We start from the raw sequence: 18,794 nt of genomic DNA on the forward strand, positions 1-18,794 counted from the left end.
GCAACAACTTTTACAATCAAAATATAGAAAATAAAGGCGAATAATCCAATATTATCTATTTATGGATATTGATAATCAAATAGTTAATATTATATATAAATTATTTTCATATAAATGAATTGAAAGCAAAAAAGTCACTTTTTACAGGGCTTTGATGTTCATAATTTGGTTTTCGAAGTCTTCGCTGGGCACTAAAGACCGCTTCTTGATTTTGGTTTTATAGGCGTAAATCGTGTTAACGGAATATTCGAGTATCCGGGCTATTTTTTCATTATCAGTGATCCCGATACGGATCAGGGCAAAGATCCGGATGTCGGTATTCAACAATTCATTTTCTTTAAGGATCACCTGGTTTTCTTTATCGAACAGCTGGTTAAACTCTGCTACGAAATGAGGGAATATTTTCAGGAATACCCGGTCAAAATTGGTAAAAAGCTCTTCCCGCTCCTGGCGGATATTAATATTATTAACGAGAAACTTTAACTCAGCAGGCTTGTTGTCGGCAATTTTTTGCTCCAGGGTTTGTTTTAGCTTTTCTATCTTTCCAATATAGGTTGCATTAATATTGAAGCAGTAACCCACATATTCTTCCTTTATTTTATTGGCTTCCAGTAATTGGTTATTGATTTCTGTTTGTTTCAGGTGGGCAGCGGTGATGATACGCTGGGCGGATTTCAGCTTCTGTACCTGCCGGAAAACCGTGATGGCGAGGATCACCACCGCCACCAGCAGTAAAGTAACAATGGTGGCATAAATCAGTAGTGATTTGGTTCTTTCTTCAGCGGTTATGATCCTTTCATGCTCAATAATAGGTAAAATACTACTTACCATTACCTTTCGCTGGCGGGCGCCATAAAATACTGCCTCGCCAATGGCCCGTTCAATACAGTGGGAGGCGTTTTTTACATCGCCCTTTTCAAACAACAGGGTGGCCAGGCTGTAACTGGCCATCGTTTCTTTGGTCGACGAGTGGATGTCCGCTATAGCGGATCGCATCATAAGGATAATAGCCGTATCCGTACGGTGTGAGGCTTCATAAATGGCGCCCAGCGTACAGGCCGAAATAGCCAGCTGCCGGTCACCCAGTCCCGGTTGGTCCAGGTTAGGGTAAATAGCCAGCGCCGCTGGGATGTTTCCCATCTTGAACAGTTGCAGGCCTTTATTGTACCGGTACTCAAAAGAGCCGGGCTTAATCAGCTGGAGGGCAGAGTCGATATATATACTGGCCTGTTTAATATAGGTGGGGGTATAGTATTTATCCTGGTTGTAGTCTGCCAGGTCGAAGTACAGGCGACTCTTCATCAGGTAAAACTCTATTTTAATACTATCGGGCGCGCCTGTGGCATCAATACCGTTTACAAAGGCGGCGGTTTCGGTAAACATGCCGGATGACAGTAACACATACCCCAATTTGATCTTCGCTTCTGTAGTGCGTACCGGGTCATGCAGCTGGGTTGCCAGTTGCTGCAGCCTTTGGGCGTAAGCAAAGGCAGAATCAAAGTTAAAGACCTTATAGGCATTATATAGTTGCAGGCAGATATGGTACTGGCTGGCCGGATCACTGGCTGCCGGCAATCCACGTTTAATGCTGTCGATATCCCTGAGCTTTACCGCATCATAGGCTGCTGATTGCTCCATAGCTTTGTTCAGCTCCCGGAGCAGGCTATCTGTGGGAGCGACGCCATAGGCATGAATAGTACATAGTAAACATAAAACCAGGTAGCCCAGAATTCGATTCATAGCATGATTAAATGATAAAAAATCACAGGTCACCGCTAAATTTAAGCGACTTTTTTGATATAATACAAAGAGCCGGTTTATTTTAAACCGGCTCTTTGTATTATATCAGGAGTATTATAAAACCTTTTTCAGGGTATAGTTATTATTGCCTGTAATTTCCCTCATATCCCCGTCCAGCATCTTCAGCTCATTTTTGTCTACCTGCTGAAAATAACGTTGCAGGTTTTTGTCCTTATCGGGATTGAGCAGAATAACGGTGGCGGCGGGATCGGCTGTGGTGCCATGTTGAATGCTGTAATTGCCTTCACTGGGAAAGGTTTGGTTCTTACCCTGGTAGGTTTCCTTTAAGGTAAACCGCAGCTCGGGTTGCCGGTGAAGCGATAGTTCCATCATAATACCATTGCAGTCGGCACAGGGAATGGTACCGGTATAGGTTATCCAAATAGCTGTATCGGCGTCGCCGGATGCTGTAGCGGAACGATCCCCCTGACCAGCTTTAGTGCCGGTATGCTGACAGGCAGCTAATACGGCACACACGAACAATAGCGGGAGGTATTTCATATAAGTAGGTTTTTTGTTGTTAACAACTATGGGTGATTATTGTTTTTCAGGGCACTATTTCAAATACAGGCAGAAAGTTACGCCTTCCATGTTATCTATATATTTCCCAGGGCGGGAAAATCTAATAGCAACGATTTGGTAACAGGGCTGAATGAGTTATCAGTAAGGGAGTAAAAAAAAAGCGATGTTTTTTAGGTGGGGGCATCCAGGGAATCAGCAACAAAAGCGCTTGGGTTAACCATCGTTAACCCAGGCGTTAAAAAGAGATGGGTTGGCATTTATACAGCTCTACCCCTGATGATATTGATGAGTATAGCAATAATAGCCAGCACAAGCAAAGCGTGTATGAGCGATCCGGCTGAGTATACAAAGAATCCCAATATCCATCCTATAATGAGTATGACTGCTATTAGATAAAGAAGGCTGTTCATGTCGTAAGGATTTGATTCAGAAATTATACTTAAAAATTTATGCCAACCCCTAACTTGCCTGTTCACAGCCCGGTATAGGCCGGCAGTGATGCTTTTTGTGGAAGCTTCTCCACCATACGAGAAAAAAAAGGACCGGATCTTAGCCCTTCTCCGGCTGAAAACACTTCCTGCTAAAGGCTTTACTATTATGGATGGATTTTTGAAAACTTGTAAGGATAATACAGTGACTTATTCTTAAACAACAAATTTTTGATCATGTTACAAGAAGATAAATTGGTGATCCTATTAAACGATCTTGTGAAAATCAATAATGACCGGATAGAAGGATATAAGAAGGCAAAGACTGCTACTGATAATGCAGATGTGAAAGCACTGTTCCAGCATATGATGAATGATAGCGTTAAGTACGTGACGGAGCTAAACCATCTGTTATTGGAGCTGGGCGCCGATACCGGCAACCAGGATACGACCTTCAGTGGTAAGATATACCGCACCTGGATGGCTATTAAAACCACTTTAACCGGTACCGACCGGTACACGCTTTTTTCTGCTTGTGAATATGGAGAAGATGCTGTGCAGCGTGCCTACGGTGATGCATTGAGCAGCGACGTACCCATGTCTTATCATATAAGGGAAGTGCTCGGCAACCAACGGGAACAATTAAAAGAAGCACATGATACGATTAAAAGCTACCGGGATGTAGTGAACCAGTAGCATTTTGTGCATTCAGTATACCCTTGTTCTTTTTGTTCATCTCACGGCAGAAAGTGGTTGTTCAGCTTAGCCATATTACATTTGAATTCATGAGATTCCAATCATACTTATATTAATAAGTAATATGGCAACTACGGGATTTTCGGTACAGGGCTGCTTCTCCATTATCAGAAGCAGCCCTTTTTAATACTTGCCGCGGCCTTCAAAAACAGCGAAAAAACAGATAAACCCGGAAAATAAAAGCACGGTTTGTTCACTTGGCTTCAGGCTGTTCATTTTATTCAGTTTGCTTTTCTGCTTTTTAGTTTCTTTAGGCTGCATTAACTTTAGTGTGATTGAGAGAAGTACTCCTTGTAATACTTTTAACCTCCCCCATGAAAAACAACAATAACTAGTCAGGTGGTCTAACCAGCCACCTTTTTTATTTCCCCTGAAAAAGCAGGATCCCAATCTTTCCATACTGCCTCATACCCTTGCTGTTTCAGCATTGCTGCTATAGCCGCCGCACTGCGATCGTCCGAAATTTCGAACTGTTCCAGCGACTGCGGATCTACGGTATAACCACCGGGATTCGTTTTAGACGCTGCGCTCATAGATGTAATTCCCAGGGGGACAATATGATCTCTGAACACCTCATCTTCCCGGGTCGATAAGCTAAGCTCTACTTCCTGGTTAAATAACCGGTACGCGCAAATCAGTTGTACCAGTTCCCGGTTGCTCATCTCTACCTTGGGCGTTAAACCACCGGAAAATGGCCGTAGCCGGGGAAAAGAAATACTGTATTTGGTTTGCCAATACTGCTTTTCCAGGTAGTTGAGGTGTAATGCGGTGTAGAAGCTGTCGGTTCGCCAGTCTTCCAGTCCTATCAACACGCCGAGGCCCATTTTGTGGATGCCCGCTTTCCCGAGCCGGTCGGGTGTTTCGAGGCGGTAGTCAAAATTAGACTTACGTCCTTTCGGATGATGTTTTTTATAATCGTCCTGGTGATAAGTTTCCTGGTATACCAGCACCGTATGTAAGCCCAGTGCAGACAATTCCCGGTAATCGGCTTCATCGAGGGGCTGTACTTCCATGGAAATGTTGGCGAAATGCGGACGGAGTAATTGCAACACCTTTTTGAAATAATCGACTCCCACCAACTGGCTGGCTTCGCCGGTTACCAGCAATACATGTTCAAAGCCCATTTCCTTGATGGCGGCTGTTTCCATTAATATTTCCGTAGAAGAAAGGGTTTTTCGCCTGATTTTGTTATCCAGGCTAAACCCGCAATAAGTACAGATGTTCTGGCATTCGTTTGACAGGTACATGGGAATATACAGCTGCATCGTATTGCCAAATCGCTGCCGGGTAAGGGCATGGCTGATAGCTGCCATCTGCCCCAGGTATGGCGCTGCCGCAGGAGAAATAAGCGCCGCAAAATCATCGAGGGTACGGCGTTGGTGATGAAGCGCCTGCTCCACATCCCGGGATGTTTTAGCATAGATACTGGCTTTCACTTCCTCCCAATCATACTGGTCAAATATGCTTTTAAACATGATATAGCGTTAAAGAGATGATGAAATAGGTTAAGCCTCATCCAGGAATGCAATCAACGGGCTGGAAGCCACTGCATGCTGACTGCTGCCTGCCAGTCCGGCTTCATAGGCCATGCGCCCGGCCTCTACTGCAGCCTTGAAAGCAGCCGCCATTTGCACCGGGTTGCGGGCCACTGCAATGGCCGTATTGACCAATACCGCACTGGCGCCCATCTCCATAGCCTGTGCTGCATGTGAAGGGCTACCGATGCCGGCATCTACAATAACCGGTACATTGCTTTGAGCAATAATAATTTCCAGGAAGTCGAATGTTTTCAGGCCCTTATTGCTGCCAATAGGCGCGCCCAGTGGCATTACGGCGGCTGTTCCCACCTCTTCGAGGCGCTTGCAAAGCACGGGGTCGGCATGCACGTAAGGCAATACCACAAATCCCAGCTTTACCAGTTCAGCGGCCGCCTGTAGCGTTTCCACCGGATCGGGCATCAGGTAGCGGGGATCAGGATGTATCTCCAGTTTTATCCAGTTGGTTTCCATGGCTTCCCGGGCCAGCTGGGCGGCATATACTGCTTCCCTGGCAGTGCGTACGCCAGAGGTGTTGGGAAGCAAATGCAGCCCTGGATGCGCCAGGTGCTGTAGCATGTCGTCGGCTTTATTATCCATATCGACCCGCTTCATGGCTACCGTTACCAGTTGGCTGCCGGAAGCCAGCAGCGCGCTTTCCATGACTTCGGGCGAAGAAAATTTCCCGGTGCCGGTAAATAGTCGGGAGCTGAACGATTTGTCGGCTAAGAGGAGTGGTTCCATGTGGCTGTTTGGTTTAATTGTGCCTGAATATGATGTACTACCGCGCGTTTGTCGTTGGCGGCGGAGATCAGTCCGCTTACGGCTATTCCATGTATCCCCGTTTCCAGCAGGGCAGGGATATCTTCCGCCAGTATACCGCCAATAGCAATAACGGGAATGGATATATTTCTTTCTCTCAGCCCCTGCATAATAGACTGGTAGCCCTTTAGCCCCAGTATGGGGCTGAGATTTTGTTTGGTGGTGGTAAACCGGAATGGCCCCACTCCTACATAACTGGCGCCATCCTGTACATGTTGCAGGATGTCTTCCAGCGTATTGGCGGTGCCGCCGATAATGAGCTCCGGACCAGTAACAGCCCGTGCTGCCGCCACAGACATGTCCAGCTTGCCTACATGTACGCCGGCAGCACCTACCGCGATGGCGATCTGTGGATAGTCGTTAATAATCAGCCGGGCCTGATAACGGTCGCAGATGGCCTTGGCCGCCTCGGCTACCGGCAAAATAGTTGCCGGCGATTCATTTTTGATACGCAGCTGTATCCATTTGCAGCCAGCATCGCAGGCCGCCTGGATATGGTTGGTATGTGGTGTTTGTGATATGTAATGTAAGTGACTGATCATATGTAATGATATCCTGTTAGTGATGAATGACTGGCTAATAATTTTTCCGTATATACTTTCCCGTTATAGCAGGCTTCTGATAGCGACAACCCATTGGCTAACCCGGCTGTGATGGCGGCCGATAATACGCACCCGGAGCCGTGTTTGGGATATACCGATGTCAGTACCGGTGGAAAGGTCTGTATCACATCGCCCGTGTATAGCATATCGTACCCTGGCTTGTTTTTATGATGACCTCCTTTCAGCAATATGGCACAGCGTTCTGCCAGGGTTCTGGCCGCCGCTTCCCCATCGTTAAGCCCGGATAATAACAACGCTTCATCGTAGTTGGGCGTGAGCAGAAAGATGTCTGACAGCAGCTCCAACCAGGCTTGCTGCTGTATACTGTTATGGAAAGAATGGCCGGCAGAGGCTTTCAGCACCGGATCCAATATGATGCGGATGCCGGGAACCAATAGTTTTACCTGTCGCACCAATTCCTGCATCGACTGGATATCTGCCATGATACCAATTTTGCAGTACCTGGGCTGATGTAATGCCAGTAATGGCCTGGCCTGTGCCAGTATCTGCGAAACCGGCAGCCATTCTACTGATACAAACTGTTCGGCAGTTTGTACGGTAATAGCGGTACAAGCCCCCAATCCATATACCCTGTGTTGTTCAAATGTTTTGATATCTGCCAGCAAACCTGCACCCCCGCTGGGGTCCAGGCCTGCAAAACTCATCACATAAGGGCGCTCTTGTTCCATAATTGCTGAATACGGGAGTAACGCTCCACTGCCTTTTCCGGCGTTCTCCAGATGCTTCCCAAGAGGGCTGCACCCGAAAAATGCCATTGTCTTAATAAATGTATATTGGTATGATCCACACCACCCAATGCTAGTACCGTTCTGCGGTTATTGACAGGAATCGCCTGGTGCCGGCCGGCATAGCCTGGTTTGGAAATGCTGTCGAATACCGGGCTAAGTAACAATGTATTGTAGCGTATATCCGTCGACGTTATTTCACTTACTGTGTGTATGCCGATGCTATTCTCCCTGGTAGTTACCAGCATATTTTTATTGGCGGCTGCCCGTATTCCGCTCCAGTGAACGCCTGCGAGGCCATAAACGCCTGCCAGTAAAGCATGGTCCCGGATAACAATACGTGGATAGCATACCGGGTCAATATGGGCCAGCAGACTAATGTATTGCTCCATGGTCCATCCGGGTTTCCGGATTAACACCCGGGAAGCGCCGGCCTGCAATAGTTCACCGATGATGATACCTTCACCGGGTACGGCATCAGGAGATGTGATCACCCAAATCATAAATAAATTTCTCCTCCCTGTGCTGCAAATGCGGCGGCTTTCTCCTGCATGCCAGCCGTTACGGCCGCTGTTTCTTCCAATCCTTCTCTGGCGGCGAAATCTCTTACTTCCTGGGTAATCTTCATAGAGCAGAAGTTGGGTCCGCACATAGAGCAGAAGTGCGCTATTTTGGCACCTTCGGCAGGAAGCGTTTCATCGTGATAAGCCCTGGCCGTTTCAGGATCGAGTGATAAATTAAACTGGTCTTCCCAGCGGAATTCGAAACGGGCTTTGCTGAGGGCATTATCCCTGTGTTGTGCGCCGGGGTGGCCTTTGGCCAGGTCGGCTGCATGTGCGGCTATTTTATAGGTAATTACACCCTGCCGTACATCTTCTTTATTGGGTAATCCCAGGTGTTCTTTGGGGGTGACATAGCAGAGCATGGCCGTACCAAACCAGCCAATCATAGCGGCGCCTATACCGGAAGTGATATGATCATATCCAGGGGCAATATCGGTGGTGAGGGGGCCCAGGGTATAAAAAGGTGCTTCATGGCAATGTTCCAGCTGCTTGTCCATATTGGCTTTGATGAGGTGCATGGGCACATGGCCGGGACCTTCAATCATTACCTGTACCTGGTGTTTCCAGGCTATTTTGGTGAGTTCGCCCAGGGTTTCGAGTTCGGCAAACTGCGCGGCATCATTTGCATCGGCGATGCTGCCGGGGCGTAATCCATCTCCCAGGGAAAATGCTACATCATAGGCTTTCATGATCTCGCATATTTCTTCAAAGTGAGTATAGAGGAAGTTTTCCCGGTGATGCGCCAGGCACCATTTGGCCATAATGGAACCTCCACGGGATACAATGCCGGTAGTGCGTTTAGCCGTTAACGGTATATACCTTAGTAATACGCCCGCGTGAATGGTGAAGTAGTCAACGCCTTGTTCTGCCTGTTCTATTAGCGTATCGCGGAAGATTTCCCAGGTAAGGGCTTCTGCTTTTCCGTTTACTTTTTCCAGCGCCTGGTAAATGGGCACAGTGCCGATAGGCACGGGGGAATTGCGGATAATCCATTCACGGGTTTCATGAATATTTTTTCCGGTGCTGAGATCCATGATAGTATCGGCTCCCCATCTGCAGGCCCATACAGACTTTTCCACTTCTTCTTCGATGCTGGAGCTCACGGCAGAGTTGCCGATGTTGGCATTGATTTTTACCAGGAAGTTGCGTCCAATGATCATGGGTTCACTTTCGGGGTGGTTGATATTGGAAGGGATGATAGCTCTGCCGGCAGCTATTTCCTGGCGTACAAATTCCGGCGTAATATATTTAACCGGGGTATTAGCGCCAAAGCTGTGGCCGGCATGTTGCTGCCAGAGTGCGTTATTTTCTTCGTATAGTTTATCGGCACATTGATTTTCCCGGATGGCGATGTATTCCATTTCCGGGGTAATAATGCCCTGTTGCGCATAGTACAACTGGCTTACATTGCGGCCGGTTTTGGCGCGCAACGGGCGGTGGGTATGGCTCATAAGCGGCATTTTGCCACCTTCTTTCATCAGGCTCCGTACAAAGGGGCTGCTGTATTCGGGTAGTTGTTCCACGTCATTCCGTTGTGTGATCCATTGTTCGCGGATACGGGGAATGCCGGTGCTTACATCAATGTCAATGGCAGGGTCTGAAAAGGCGCCGCTGGTATCGTATACAATAACGGGCGCGTTGGGTACCGCTGCAGCGGTTTTTCCATGAATGCGTGTATCCGTTAGCGTTATTTTGCGCATGGCTACTTTAATAGGGTGCAGCTGACCGTCGACATAAATTTTTTCTGACGCAGAAAAAGGAGTACGGCTCAATGCCGCAGGCTTATTTTGCATGATCGGTAGATTTTTAGAGATAGCAATGCCCGTTCCGTAGCAGCAACTACGGAAATGGTTATACGAAAAAGAATATGCGGCGTTTATCCGCCTTGTGTGGCCCTGATAATAGTGATGTTATCGGCAGCAGATAAGGATTGGTTTTCCCAGTGGCTTTTAGGAATTACCTGGTTGTTGATGGCCACTGCGATGCCTTTTTGAGCAGAAATTTGAATAAACTGTAAGAGTGCAGCAATGGTTGTTCCTGGCTGCACCGCATAAAGTTTATTGTTTACATGCACTTCCATGTTGATTTGGAATTTAGGTGAAACAATAAACTTTAAGGATGTGGAAAGATGAGAAAGGTTCAGTTACTTTTCCCTACGGCAGTATGAGCTGCTTCAGGTACTGAGGGTATCATCTCAGTTTATCCGGGTATAATCCGGATAAACACCCCTAAAGTGTGGGCGTAAAAGTAAATAAAAAAAACAGGAAATGCGAATTAGAATTTGATAGATGCCAGTAATTCGTATTTTTAATTTATGGGAAGAATCTATTTAGGGTGTTTATTGATACTGGCCATTGCCTGTAACCGTGCCAAGCAGCATGCGGAGGAGGAGGAATTACAGGGTGATAGTAGTTTGATAAGTATCGTAGACAGCAGTAATGCCGGCATTACTGACAGCATTACCGCTGTGGCAGATACAACGCTGCAGGTGGATGCAGCTAAGCTCATAGGAAAGTGGATACAGCCTGTAGCAGGCCTGGACAAGGAGATGCAGGGTTTTCAATTAAGAAAGAACGGAACGGCCAGGTCTATTAACATGTACACCCTGGTGTACGAAAAATGGGAACTGGCGCACGACACCTTATTGTTATGGAATCATTCCGAAGGTGTAAAAGATACTTCTACGATTGTTGATACTACCATTATTAAAGAGCTTACAGACACTTCCCTGATACTGTTCCCGGTGAAGGCCGCCGAAGGGTACAGAGAAAAGTACCTGAAACGGAACGGGTAGATCAGTTGTAGATCTGCCAGAGTCCTACCAGGCAGGCTACTACCGACATAAATATACCGGCCGCGGCGAGTTGCATATCATCGATATTTTTTCTTCCTATAAATAAGGAAATCAGGCCTATAATGATGGCTACACAACCGGCGCTTACTGCATATGCAGGTGTTTTGGTAGTGAATGCAAATGCGGCGGATAATACCCCGATAATGAGAGCTGAGATACAGGCTGTCTTTGTTGCGGTTGTTGAGTGTTGCATATATATTCAAGTTTTGAAAAACAGGTGGAGGAATATTGTTCATCTATAGCTTATCGTATTAACTGCTTACATTTTCTTTAATGGTCGCCGCATGTTCCCAGGGAACTTTTAAGAGTGTGCCTACGTCCTGGTAGCGGGCGTCCTGGTATTCATCCAATCCATATTTGAGGGCAAGCGTGTCTGGTACTTTTACGAAGGTGCCAAAGAGCCGGTCCCAGATAGAGAATATATTGGCGTAATTGGCGTCCGTTTCCGGTTGGTAGCGGCTGTGGTGCACCTTGTGCATGTCGGGCGATACAATGACCCAGCTCAGCGCGTTATCCAACCATTGCGGCAGGTGGATATTGGCGTGGTTAAACTGGGAGAGGAAGGCCGACAGGCTCTGATAAAACATCACCATCCAGAAAGGGACTCCCATGGTAATAATGGCCACGAAGAGCGCTATGACCCGCCAGAGGCTTTCCACCGGATGATGCCGGAGAGCGGTGGTGGCATCTATCTGGGTATCTATATGATGAATTTTATGGAATTGCCATAGCCAGGCGGTTTTATGTTGTACCCAGTGAATAGCCCAGGCGCCGATAAAATCGAGCATCAGCAATGCGAGGATGGTATGTAGCCAAAGTGGAAGTGGTACCAGGTAAAGCGCCCCAAAATGGGTTTCGCCGGTCCACCGGGAAGCTTTTACAATAAGGAACGCCAATCCTGTATTTACAATTACCGTAGTCAGTGTAAAAAACAGGTTGGTACCGGCATGACGGTAGCGGTTGGCTCCAAACCGGAACCGTGGAGCGATCCCTTCTATTATCCATAACAGTACCAGCCCACTTATGAGTATAGCGGTACGCCAGGCGGAAGGAATATGTTCAAAAAAGCTTACCATAACTGGTAAAGTATATGTTGTCGAAATATTACGCTACGCTTATGTTGGTTTTCCTGACCAGGCAAACAAAATCAATACGGGTGGATATGGGGAGCGATCTGAATGATTATAATACACAGTACGTTATAAGTTACTGTTATTATCCCTGCGTTACTGTTCTGAACCTTTCGGGTGTATTCCCCGGGTTGATTCCGGGTAAAAATTACAACTATTTGGGGAATAAATAAAGGGCTTTAAGGGCCATGGGTAAAGAAAAAAGCAACCTCTTTGTGGGAGATTGCTTTATGTATATTTTTTTAATTATAAGTATTTTCCTTTTAGCGTTTCGCTAAGAAAGAATACTAGTTATTCAACATTAGCGGCATTACCAACATGAGCAGGTCTTCATTTTCTTCTTTTTCAGAAGGTCTGAGGATACCGGCTTTAGTAGCGGTGGCGAGGTCGATGGAAATTTCATCGCCTTCGGCAGCGTTGAGCATTTCGATGAGGAATTTGGCGTTGAAGGCAATCTGCATATCATCGCCGGTGTACTGGCAGCTCATGCGTTCGTTACCTTCAAAGGAGAAGTCCACATCCTGGGCAGATAACTGGAGTTCGCTGCCGGTAATGCTGAGGGCTACCTGGTTAGTGCTCTTATTAGCAAATACGCCTACGCGTTTCAAAGCGTTCTGGAAGTCGCTTTTCACGACGGTGAGCCGATATGGATTGTCTTTAGGTATTACCACCTTATAGTCGGGGAACCGGGCGTCGATGAGGCGGCAGATCATCTGGGCGCCTTCGTGCTGTACAAAGAAGTGGTTCTGGCTATAGGCAATTTTAATTTCGGTTTCGTTGTCTGGCAGAGCGGTTTTGAGCAGGTTCAAAGGCTTTTTAGGTACAATGAAGCTGTCGGCTTGCGGGCATTTCACGTCTGTTCTTACGTATTTTACCAGGCGATGGGCGTCGGTAGCTACGAAAGTGAGGCTCTCGGGGGAGATTTCGAAGAATACGCCGGTCATAGCGGGGCGCAGATCATCGTTGCTCACGGCAAACAGGGTTTTATTAATCGCCGTTACCAGGCCGGTAGCAGCCATGGTAAAGGAGGTAGTATCATCGGCAGCAGGTTCTTTCGGGAAGTTTTCCGGATTTTCACCCATTACCTTGTACTTACCGTTGTCTGAAGTGATTTCTACTGCGTAAGAATTCAGGTCAATATGGAAGGTCAGCGGTTGATCAGGCAGATTTTTCAGGGAGTCCATCAGGATTTTCGCCGGAATACAGATTTTTCCGCTTTCCTTGGCTTCCACCTCCAGCTTCACCCGCATAACAGTTTCCAGGTCAGTAGCAACTACAGTCAGTTCATTTTTGTCAATCAGGAACAGAAAATCCTCCAGTATTGGTAATACTGTGTTAGAATTGATCACCCCGCTGATTTGTTGTAATTGTTTTAATAAAGTAGAGGAAGAAACAATAAATTTCATGATCTATATAAGTTTGCTTATCATTTTTTGGTGATGGGTAACCATAGAGGGACTGGCCTGACTCAAAGCGTTACCTCCCATAAAAGGTCAAATGTACAGTAAACAAAGATAGAAAGTTTCGACATTCGCCCTAATTTCATCACATCTTATACACTAAGATAATGTGGTTTTACACAACGATTTGCAGGCCTTCATATATTTATTTTTAAGATAATACTATGCGTTATTGTTAAAAAGGACTGTCTTTATTAGATGGTATTTAATGGCGACATATTATTATTGATGAATGTGAAAAGAATTAGCCCGTTCTTTTAAATTATCTTCAAATCGGTTACTTTTGCCGCGCTGAAAAATTATTCCAAAACCAACAAAAAAAAGCAGGTTATGAAACTGTCTCATTTAGCCGAAACACTGATTGGATCCGAAATCATTAAGTTAGCAGCTGAAATAAAGGAGAAACAGGCCAAGGGTGAGAAGATTTACAATTTCACGATTGGCGATTTTGACCCGAAGGTATTTCCCATCCCGGTTGAATTTGAACAGGAAATCATAACAGCCTATAAGGAGCACCTGACGAACTATCCTCCTGCAGATGGTATTGCGGAGTTAAGACAGGCAGTAGGTGGTTTTATAGCTGAACGGGAAGGGTTGACTTATGATCCGGCTAAGGAAATCGTGATTTCCTGTGGTGGTCGTCCGATCATTTATGCTACCTTCCGTACCATTGTGGATCGCGGTGAAAAAGTAGTATATGCCACGCCTTCCTGGAATAACAATCACTACACCCATTTCCTCGAAGCGGAGCACGTAGTATTGGAAACCACGCCGGAAAACGACTTTATGCCTACGGCGGCTGAACTGAAGCCACTGTTAAAAGGTGCTACTCTCCTGGCGCTTTGCTCCCCGCAAAACCCTACCGGTACCGCCTTCCATAAACATCAGCTGGAAGAAATCTGTGACCTGGTACTGGCGGAGAACAAAAGCAGGGGTGCCGGTGAAAAGCCACTCTATGTAATGTTCGACCAGATGTATTGGGTGCTTACCTTTGGTGAAACACATCACTACAATCCCGTTTCTCTCCGTCCGGAAATGAAGGATTATACCATTTTTATCGATGGTATGAGTAAAGCCTTTGCTGCTACCGGCGTAAGAGTGGGTTGGGCTTTAGGTCCCGCACACGTAATCGGTAAAATGAAATCCATTCTCTCTCACGTAGGCGCCTGGAGCCCGATGGCAGAGCAAAAAGCTGCCGCCCGCTACCTGGTACAGAAAGAGAATGTGGATAAATACCTCCAGCACTTTAAAGGAGAAATCGAGGAAAGACTGGTAAAAATCTACAATGGCTTCGATAAGCTGAAGAAAGCTGGTCATCAGGTAGAAGCGATTGCACCACAGGCGGCCATCTATCTCACCGTTAAATTTGACCTCGTAGGTAAACAAACGGCTGAAGGTACGGTGCTGGCTGACCAGGCTGCGGTTACTTCCTACATCCTGAATGAAGCAAAACTGGCACTGGTACCGTTCTACGCATTCGGATCTGCTAAAAACTCACCCTGGTACCGCCTCAGCGTAGGGACCTGCGTGAAGGAAGAAATTCCGGCAATGTTCGAAAAATTACAGAGCGCACTGGAAAAACTGAAATAACCAGGTCACTTCCTGAAAATATATTTTGAAGGAGAGTGAAGACAGGTAACTGTCTTCGCTCTCCTTTTTTTGTGTCTGATTATCAATCATATACGAGCTTTCACTCTCTTCCCATCTTCTCTTTTTTGACTTTTTGACTTTTGTCATCAAAAAGTTAAATAGCTGTTAAAAGGTCAACTCGCGCTACTAATTCAAAAAAACTTTCTAATTTTGACTTTGAAACTAAAAAAGTCAAAAGGTTAATGCACACAGAAGCTAAAGATGAAATGAGGGATAAAATCCTCGAAGCGGCTCTGAAGCGTTTTACTCACTATGGCGCTTCTAAAACAACGATGAACGAGATAGCAGATGATCTTCACTGCTCCAAGGCTTCGCTGTACTATTATTTTCCTGATAAGAAAGCTATGCACGTTGCCGTACTCCAAAAGATTGCGGAAGCATACTTCAGTAAAATGGAAAAAGAAGGGGAACTGTTGACATCCGCCACCCAGGCTTTATATAATATTATAGATCTCCGGAAGGAATTCATCATCAGATTTTGCCGGCTGGAAATATTTAAGATCCTACAGGACAATACCGCCCTCTTTCAACAGGAAAAGCGGAAAGCACGGGAAAGGGAGATACATCTCCACACCCGTATTATTGAAGCAGGTATTGCCTCAGGGGAATTTAAGACAGACAACCCTGCACAGGTAGCAGAACTGCTGGTACTGTCAGGAATAGGAATACGTTTCTCGCTGATGGATGACCCCAGGGAAGATTTTGAAATGGATGAAGAAGAAATGGATAAGGTGGTAGAAAAACAAAAGCAACTGCTGGATATCTTTATAAAAGGATTAAAAGCATAACAACGGAAACCATGGAAATGAGAGAAAGGATACTCGGAACAGCACTGAGAATGTTCAAAACCTATGGTGTTAAAGGAGTAACCATGTTTGATATTGCGCGTGATTGCGGTATTTCCAAGAAAACAGTATACGAGCATTTTGTAGACAAACAGGCGCTGATAGACGAAGGTATGCAGCAGTTGCTTAATAATCATATGGCGTATTTCAACGAATGTATGGCCACCACCGACAATGCGATTGAAGAAATGGTACGCAATATGAAGTATGTCACCAATATCGCGAAAACGCAGAACCCTGTGATGTTGTATGAAATCCAGAAGTATCATCCCGATACCTGGAAAAGTGTGGAAAGCTTTAAGGCTGAGGGGATATTGTGTAACATCCGTAAAAATTTAGAAAGAGGTATGACGGAAGGCCTATACCGTCAGCATCTTCATACAGATATTGTAGCACGTATGCGCCAGCTGCAGCTGGAGGCAGCATTTGACCCGATCCAATACCCGGCAGATCAATTTGAAATGCACACGGTAATGGAACAAGTAACCGCCCATTTCATCCTGGGCATTGCTACACTCAAAGGACATAAACTGGCAAACCAGTACCTGCAAATTAAAGAAGACGAATAAACTACTACCGCTAACAGATTTATTTTATGAAGCGATTAAAGTTAACGCTTATCCTCCTCGTAGGGATAGGGGTATATAATGGCTATGCCCAAGCGCAGCTTACCTTACAGGAAGCACTGAAGTTTGCCCTGGCAAATAATAAACAACTGGCCAGGACAAAAATGGACGAAGAAATGGGTAAGTACAAAACCCAGGAAGTTCGCTCCCAGGCTCTGCCACAGCTGAATGGTAATGCCTCTTACACCGATAACCTGATGCTGCAGAAATCACTGCTTCCAGGTGCCATTTTTGGTAAGCCGGACAGCTCCATTTTAGTGGCATTTGGCGTGAAATACAACGCCACCGTAGGTGCGGAACTGAACCAGCAAATCTTTAACAAGGCTGTATTCACAGGATTGAAAGCGGCTAAATCGGGCGAAGAATATTATCGGCTGCAAACAGCGCAATCCACCGAAACCGTGATCTACAACGTGTCACAGTTGTACTACCAACTTTTGGTAACACAGGAAAAGATTATTACCATCAACAGTAATATCGAAAAACTTACAGCACTGGTAACTGCCACCAAATCGCAGTTTGATAATGGCCTGGCAAAAAAGATTGACCTGGACCGTATCCGGGTAAATCTTACCAACAACCTGACTCAGCGTACACAGTTACAGAATCAATATGCTACGCAAACCAACAACCTGAAAAAGGTGATGGGCATGCCTTTGCAGTCAACCTTCCTGTTACCTCCAGCTTCGCTGAAGGAGATAGAAAACAAAGCTGCCGGCGTATTGCAATATGATGATATGAACCTGAGCAACAGAACTGAATATAAATTACTGAAGAAGCAGGAAGAGCTGCAACAGTTGCAGAAGAAAGCTTACCTGGCAGAATATTATCCTTCGTTGTCATTGTTTGGAAGATACTCCTACAATGGTATGAGTCAGCAGTTTGCTTTTCAGAAAGATCCATCTAATTCTACCAGTTGGTATGGCGCTGCCGCCATCGGCGTTTCCCTGAAGATACCCATCTTCGATGGTTTTGGCCGCCGCTCAAAAGTGAACCAGTCCAATGTAACATTGCGTCAGCTCAACAAACAGCTGGAAGATACCGAGCTGTCACTGAACACCGACTACGAAAATGCCAAGTTGATGGTACGTAGTAATTTATCTACCATCACTACACAAAAAGAAAACGTAGACCTGGCTAACGAAGTGTTCTACTCTACCCAGAACAATTATAAGCTGGGCCTGGCAGGCTTAACAGACCTGCTGAATGCAGAAACGTCGCTGACAGACGCACAAAACAGCTACAACGAGGCACTGTTGCAGTATAAGCTGGCAGAGCTGGAAATCATAAAAAGCAAAGGAAGTCTGAGAGACCTCCTAAACTAAATGTATAAACGAAAACAAGGATAGAACACACAAACTATTTGCAGATGAAAAAGTTTATAATATGGGGAGTGGTAACGGTAGGTGCAGTGGTACTGATCATGTGGAAGCTCAACGCTAATAAAAAGGCTAACGAAGCTAAAACTGAATTTGTAAAACAAAGTAATATCGGCGATATTCCTGTACTGGTGCAGAAAGTAACCCGCAATGATTTTTCCCAGGGCTTCCTGGCCAACGGAAACTTTGCGCCCGTGCGCGAATTGTCGTACCTGGCAGAAACCGCCGGCCGTATTACCCGCCTGCTCGTAGATGAAGGCAGTGTAGTAAAACAGGGACAAGCCATTGCCTACATTGATGGTGAGATCTTGAATACGGATCTTGCATCTGCAAAAGCTAACCTCAACCAGCTGAAAGTAGATAAGGAAAGATATGAAAGCGCGTTCCAGACAGGTGGCGTTACCCAGAAACAAATGGATGATGCCCGGTTACAGTACGACGTGGCCAAAACCCGTTATGAAGCCGCTAGTCGCCGCGTAAGCGATACTTATGTAAAAGCGCCTATCTCCGGAATTATCAATAAAAAATATATAGAACAAGGGGCTTATCTCTCCGTTGGAACAAAAATGTTCGACATCGTAGATGTATCCCGTCTTAAACTGGCGGTATCTGTTCCTGAAGCACAGGTAGTGACCCTGAGCAAAGGACAGAAAGTATCTGTTACCTCCAGCGTATTTCCCGAAACAACGTACGAAGGTACCATCACCTTTATTGCTGCAAAAGGCGATAACTCCCTCAACTACCCGGTAGAAATGGAAGTAGGCAATATTGCCGGGAAAGACCTGAAAGCAGGTATGTACGGTACTGCCCACTTCGTAGACCCGAAAGCAGATAAAGCTATTTTCATTGCCCGTACCGCCTTTATTGGTGGTGTAAACAGTAACGAAGTGTATGTGATGGAAGGCAATATGGCGAAGAAACGTAAAGTAGTAGCCGGCCGCATTGTAGGCGACCAGGTAGAAGTACGGGAAGGACTGAACGAAGGAGACATAGTAATTACCAGCGGTCAGATTAACCTGACAGATGGCGCTACGGTAGCCGTTCAGCAAACCGTTAAGTAACCGAGGAAATGTATC

At 46.0% G+C, this 18,794-nt stretch carries 20 protein-coding genes and 1 riboswitch; of the genes, 7 read left to right on the forward strand and 13 right to left on the reverse strand.

Annotation, left to right across the window (positions count from 1 at the left end; all coding sequences use genetic code 11):
* Positions 1 to 141: 141 nt before the first annotated feature.
* The 3 genes from HGH91_RS10465 to HGH91_RS10475 all read right to left on the reverse strand — a co-directional run bounded on the left by HGH91_RS10465 (position 142) and on the right by HGH91_RS10475 (position 2,732).
* Positions 142 to 1,740 (reverse strand): DUF6377 domain-containing protein, encoded by a 1,599-nt coding sequence (locus HGH91_RS10465; protein WP_168738391.1) that lies wholly within the window; start codon positions 1,738 to 1,740, stop codon positions 142 to 144.
* 114 nt (positions 1,741 to 1,854) lie between these two features.
* Positions 1,855 to 2,301, reverse strand: a complete 447-nt coding sequence (locus tag HGH91_RS10470) for a copper resistance protein NlpE (RefSeq protein WP_168738392.1) — start codon at positions 2,299 to 2,301, stop codon at positions 1,855 to 1,857.
* A 278-nt stretch (positions 2,302 to 2,579) separates the two neighbouring features.
* Positions 2,580 to 2,732: a lmo0937 family membrane protein gene (locus HGH91_RS10475; RefSeq protein ID WP_168738393.1), complete on the reverse strand. Its 153-nt coding sequence runs from the start codon at positions 2,730 to 2,732 to the stop codon at positions 2,580 to 2,582.
* Positions 2,733 to 2,987: 255 nt separating this feature from the next.
* Between HGH91_RS10475 and HGH91_RS10480 the strand changes: the two genes are divergently transcribed.
* Positions 2,988 to 3,446, forward strand: a complete 459-nt coding sequence (locus HGH91_RS10480; RefSeq protein WP_168738394.1) for a PA2169 family four-helix-bundle protein — start codon at positions 2,988 to 2,990, stop codon at positions 3,444 to 3,446.
* A gap of 404 nt (positions 3,447 to 3,850) precedes the next feature.
* On the opposite strand, the gene thiH is transcribed toward HGH91_RS10480, so the two are convergent.
* The 7 genes from thiH to thiS form a co-directional block, all read right to left on the reverse strand.
* A complete protein-coding gene (gene thiH, locus HGH91_RS10485; RefSeq protein ID WP_168738395.1) occupies positions 3,851 to 4,981 on the reverse strand; it encodes a 2-iminoacetate synthase ThiH in 1,131 nt (376 codons plus the stop codon).
* A 30-nt stretch (positions 4,982 to 5,011) separates the two neighbouring features.
* A complete protein-coding gene (locus HGH91_RS10490; protein ID WP_168738396.1) occupies positions 5,012 to 5,785 on the reverse strand; it encodes a thiazole synthase in 774 nt (257 codons plus the stop codon).
* On the reverse strand, positions 5,767 to 6,405 hold the full coding sequence (locus HGH91_RS10495; RefSeq protein WP_168738397.1) for a thiamine phosphate synthase: 639 nt from the start codon (positions 6,403 to 6,405) through the stop codon (positions 5,767 to 5,769). Before HGH91_RS10495 ends, HGH91_RS10490 begins: the two co-directional genes overlap by 19 nt.
* On the reverse strand, positions 6,402 to 7,154 hold the full coding sequence (locus HGH91_RS10500) for a hydroxymethylpyrimidine/phosphomethylpyrimidine kinase (RefSeq protein WP_168738398.1): 753 nt from the start codon (positions 7,152 to 7,154) through the stop codon (positions 6,402 to 6,404). The genes HGH91_RS10495 and HGH91_RS10500 overlap by 4 nt, the downstream gene beginning before the upstream one ends.
* On the reverse strand, positions 7,130 to 7,714 hold the full coding sequence (locus HGH91_RS10505; RefSeq protein WP_168738399.1) for a thiamine phosphate synthase: 585 nt from the start codon (positions 7,712 to 7,714) through the stop codon (positions 7,130 to 7,132). The genes HGH91_RS10500 and HGH91_RS10505 overlap by 25 nt, the downstream gene beginning before the upstream one ends.
* Positions 7,711 to 9,567 carry a phosphomethylpyrimidine synthase ThiC gene (gene thiC, locus HGH91_RS10510; protein WP_168738400.1) on the reverse strand — a complete coding sequence of 619 codons (1,857 nt, stop codon included), beginning with the start codon at positions 9,565 to 9,567 and terminating at the stop codon, positions 7,711 to 7,713. Before thiC ends, HGH91_RS10505 begins: the two co-directional genes overlap by 4 nt.
* Before the next feature lie 83 nt (positions 9,568 to 9,650).
* Positions 9,651 to 9,854: a sulfur carrier protein ThiS gene (gene thiS / locus HGH91_RS10515; RefSeq protein WP_168738401.1), complete on the reverse strand. Its 204-nt coding sequence runs from the start codon at positions 9,852 to 9,854 to the stop codon at positions 9,651 to 9,653.
* 53 nt (positions 9,855 to 9,907) lie between these two features.
* Positions 9,908 to 10,014, reverse strand: a riboswitch (TPP riboswitch).
* A 74-nt stretch (positions 10,015 to 10,088) separates the two neighbouring features.
* On the opposite strand from thiS, the gene HGH91_RS10520 reads away from it, so the two are divergent.
* Positions 10,089 to 10,568, forward strand: coding sequence for a lipocalin family protein (locus tag HGH91_RS10520; protein ID WP_168738402.1), 480 nt, complete (start codon positions 10,089 to 10,091; stop codon positions 10,566 to 10,568).
* 1 nt (position 10,569) lies between these two features.
* On the opposite strand, the gene HGH91_RS10525 is transcribed toward HGH91_RS10520, so the two are convergent.
* The 3 genes from HGH91_RS10525 to dnaN all read right to left on the reverse strand — a co-directional run bounded on the left by HGH91_RS10525 (position 10,570) and on the right by dnaN (position 13,164).
* Positions 10,570 to 10,821, reverse strand: a complete 252-nt coding sequence (locus HGH91_RS10525; RefSeq protein ID WP_168738403.1) for a hypothetical protein — start codon at positions 10,819 to 10,821, stop codon at positions 10,570 to 10,572.
* A gap of 58 nt (positions 10,822 to 10,879) precedes the next feature.
* The gene (locus HGH91_RS10530) at positions 10,880 to 11,704 is read right to left on the reverse strand and encodes a sterol desaturase family protein (protein WP_168738404.1); all 825 of its coding nucleotides are present in this window, start codon (positions 11,702 to 11,704) and stop codon (positions 10,880 to 10,882) included.
* Positions 11,705 to 12,045: 341 nt separating this feature from the next.
* Entirely contained in the window at positions 12,046 to 13,164 is a 1,119-nt protein-coding gene (gene dnaN, locus HGH91_RS10535) for a DNA polymerase III subunit beta (RefSeq protein ID WP_168738405.1), read from the reverse strand.
* 384 nt (positions 13,165 to 13,548) lie between these two features.
* Here dnaN and HGH91_RS10540 point away from each other — a divergent pair, with 384 nt between their 5' ends.
* The 5 genes from HGH91_RS10540 to HGH91_RS10560 all read left to right on the forward strand — a co-directional run bounded on the left by HGH91_RS10540 (position 13,549) and on the right by HGH91_RS10560 (position 18,779).
* Positions 13,549 to 14,808: a pyridoxal phosphate-dependent aminotransferase gene (locus HGH91_RS10540; protein ID WP_168738406.1), complete on the forward strand. Its 1,260-nt coding sequence runs from the start codon at positions 13,549 to 13,551 to the stop codon at positions 14,806 to 14,808.
* Between the two features lie 242 nt (positions 14,809 to 15,050).
* Entirely contained in the window at positions 15,051 to 15,656 is a 606-nt protein-coding gene (locus HGH91_RS10545) for a TetR/AcrR family transcriptional regulator (protein WP_168738407.1), read from the forward strand.
* Positions 15,657 to 15,667: 11 nt separating this feature from the next.
* The gene (locus HGH91_RS10550; RefSeq protein ID WP_168738408.1) at positions 15,668 to 16,282 is read left to right on the forward strand and encodes a TetR/AcrR family transcriptional regulator; all 615 of its coding nucleotides are present in this window, start codon (positions 15,668 to 15,670) and stop codon (positions 16,280 to 16,282) included.
* A gap of 26 nt (positions 16,283 to 16,308) precedes the next feature.
* Complete coding sequence (locus HGH91_RS10555; RefSeq protein WP_168738409.1) at positions 16,309 to 17,664, forward strand: TolC family protein; 1,356 nt, start codon at positions 16,309 to 16,311, stop codon at positions 17,662 to 17,664.
* Positions 17,665 to 17,708: 44 nt separating this feature from the next.
* Positions 17,709 to 18,779 carry an efflux RND transporter periplasmic adaptor subunit gene (locus HGH91_RS10560; RefSeq protein ID WP_168738410.1) on the forward strand — a complete coding sequence of 357 codons (1,071 nt, stop codon included), beginning with the start codon at positions 17,709 to 17,711 and terminating at the stop codon, positions 18,777 to 18,779.
* The last annotated feature ends 15 nt before the right edge of the window (positions 18,780 to 18,794 follow it).

Origin of the sequence: Chitinophaga eiseniae (genome assembly GCF_012641265.1) — a bacterium.
GTDB lineage: Bacteria > Bacteroidota > Bacteroidia > Chitinophagales > Chitinophagaceae > Chitinophaga > Chitinophaga eiseniae_A.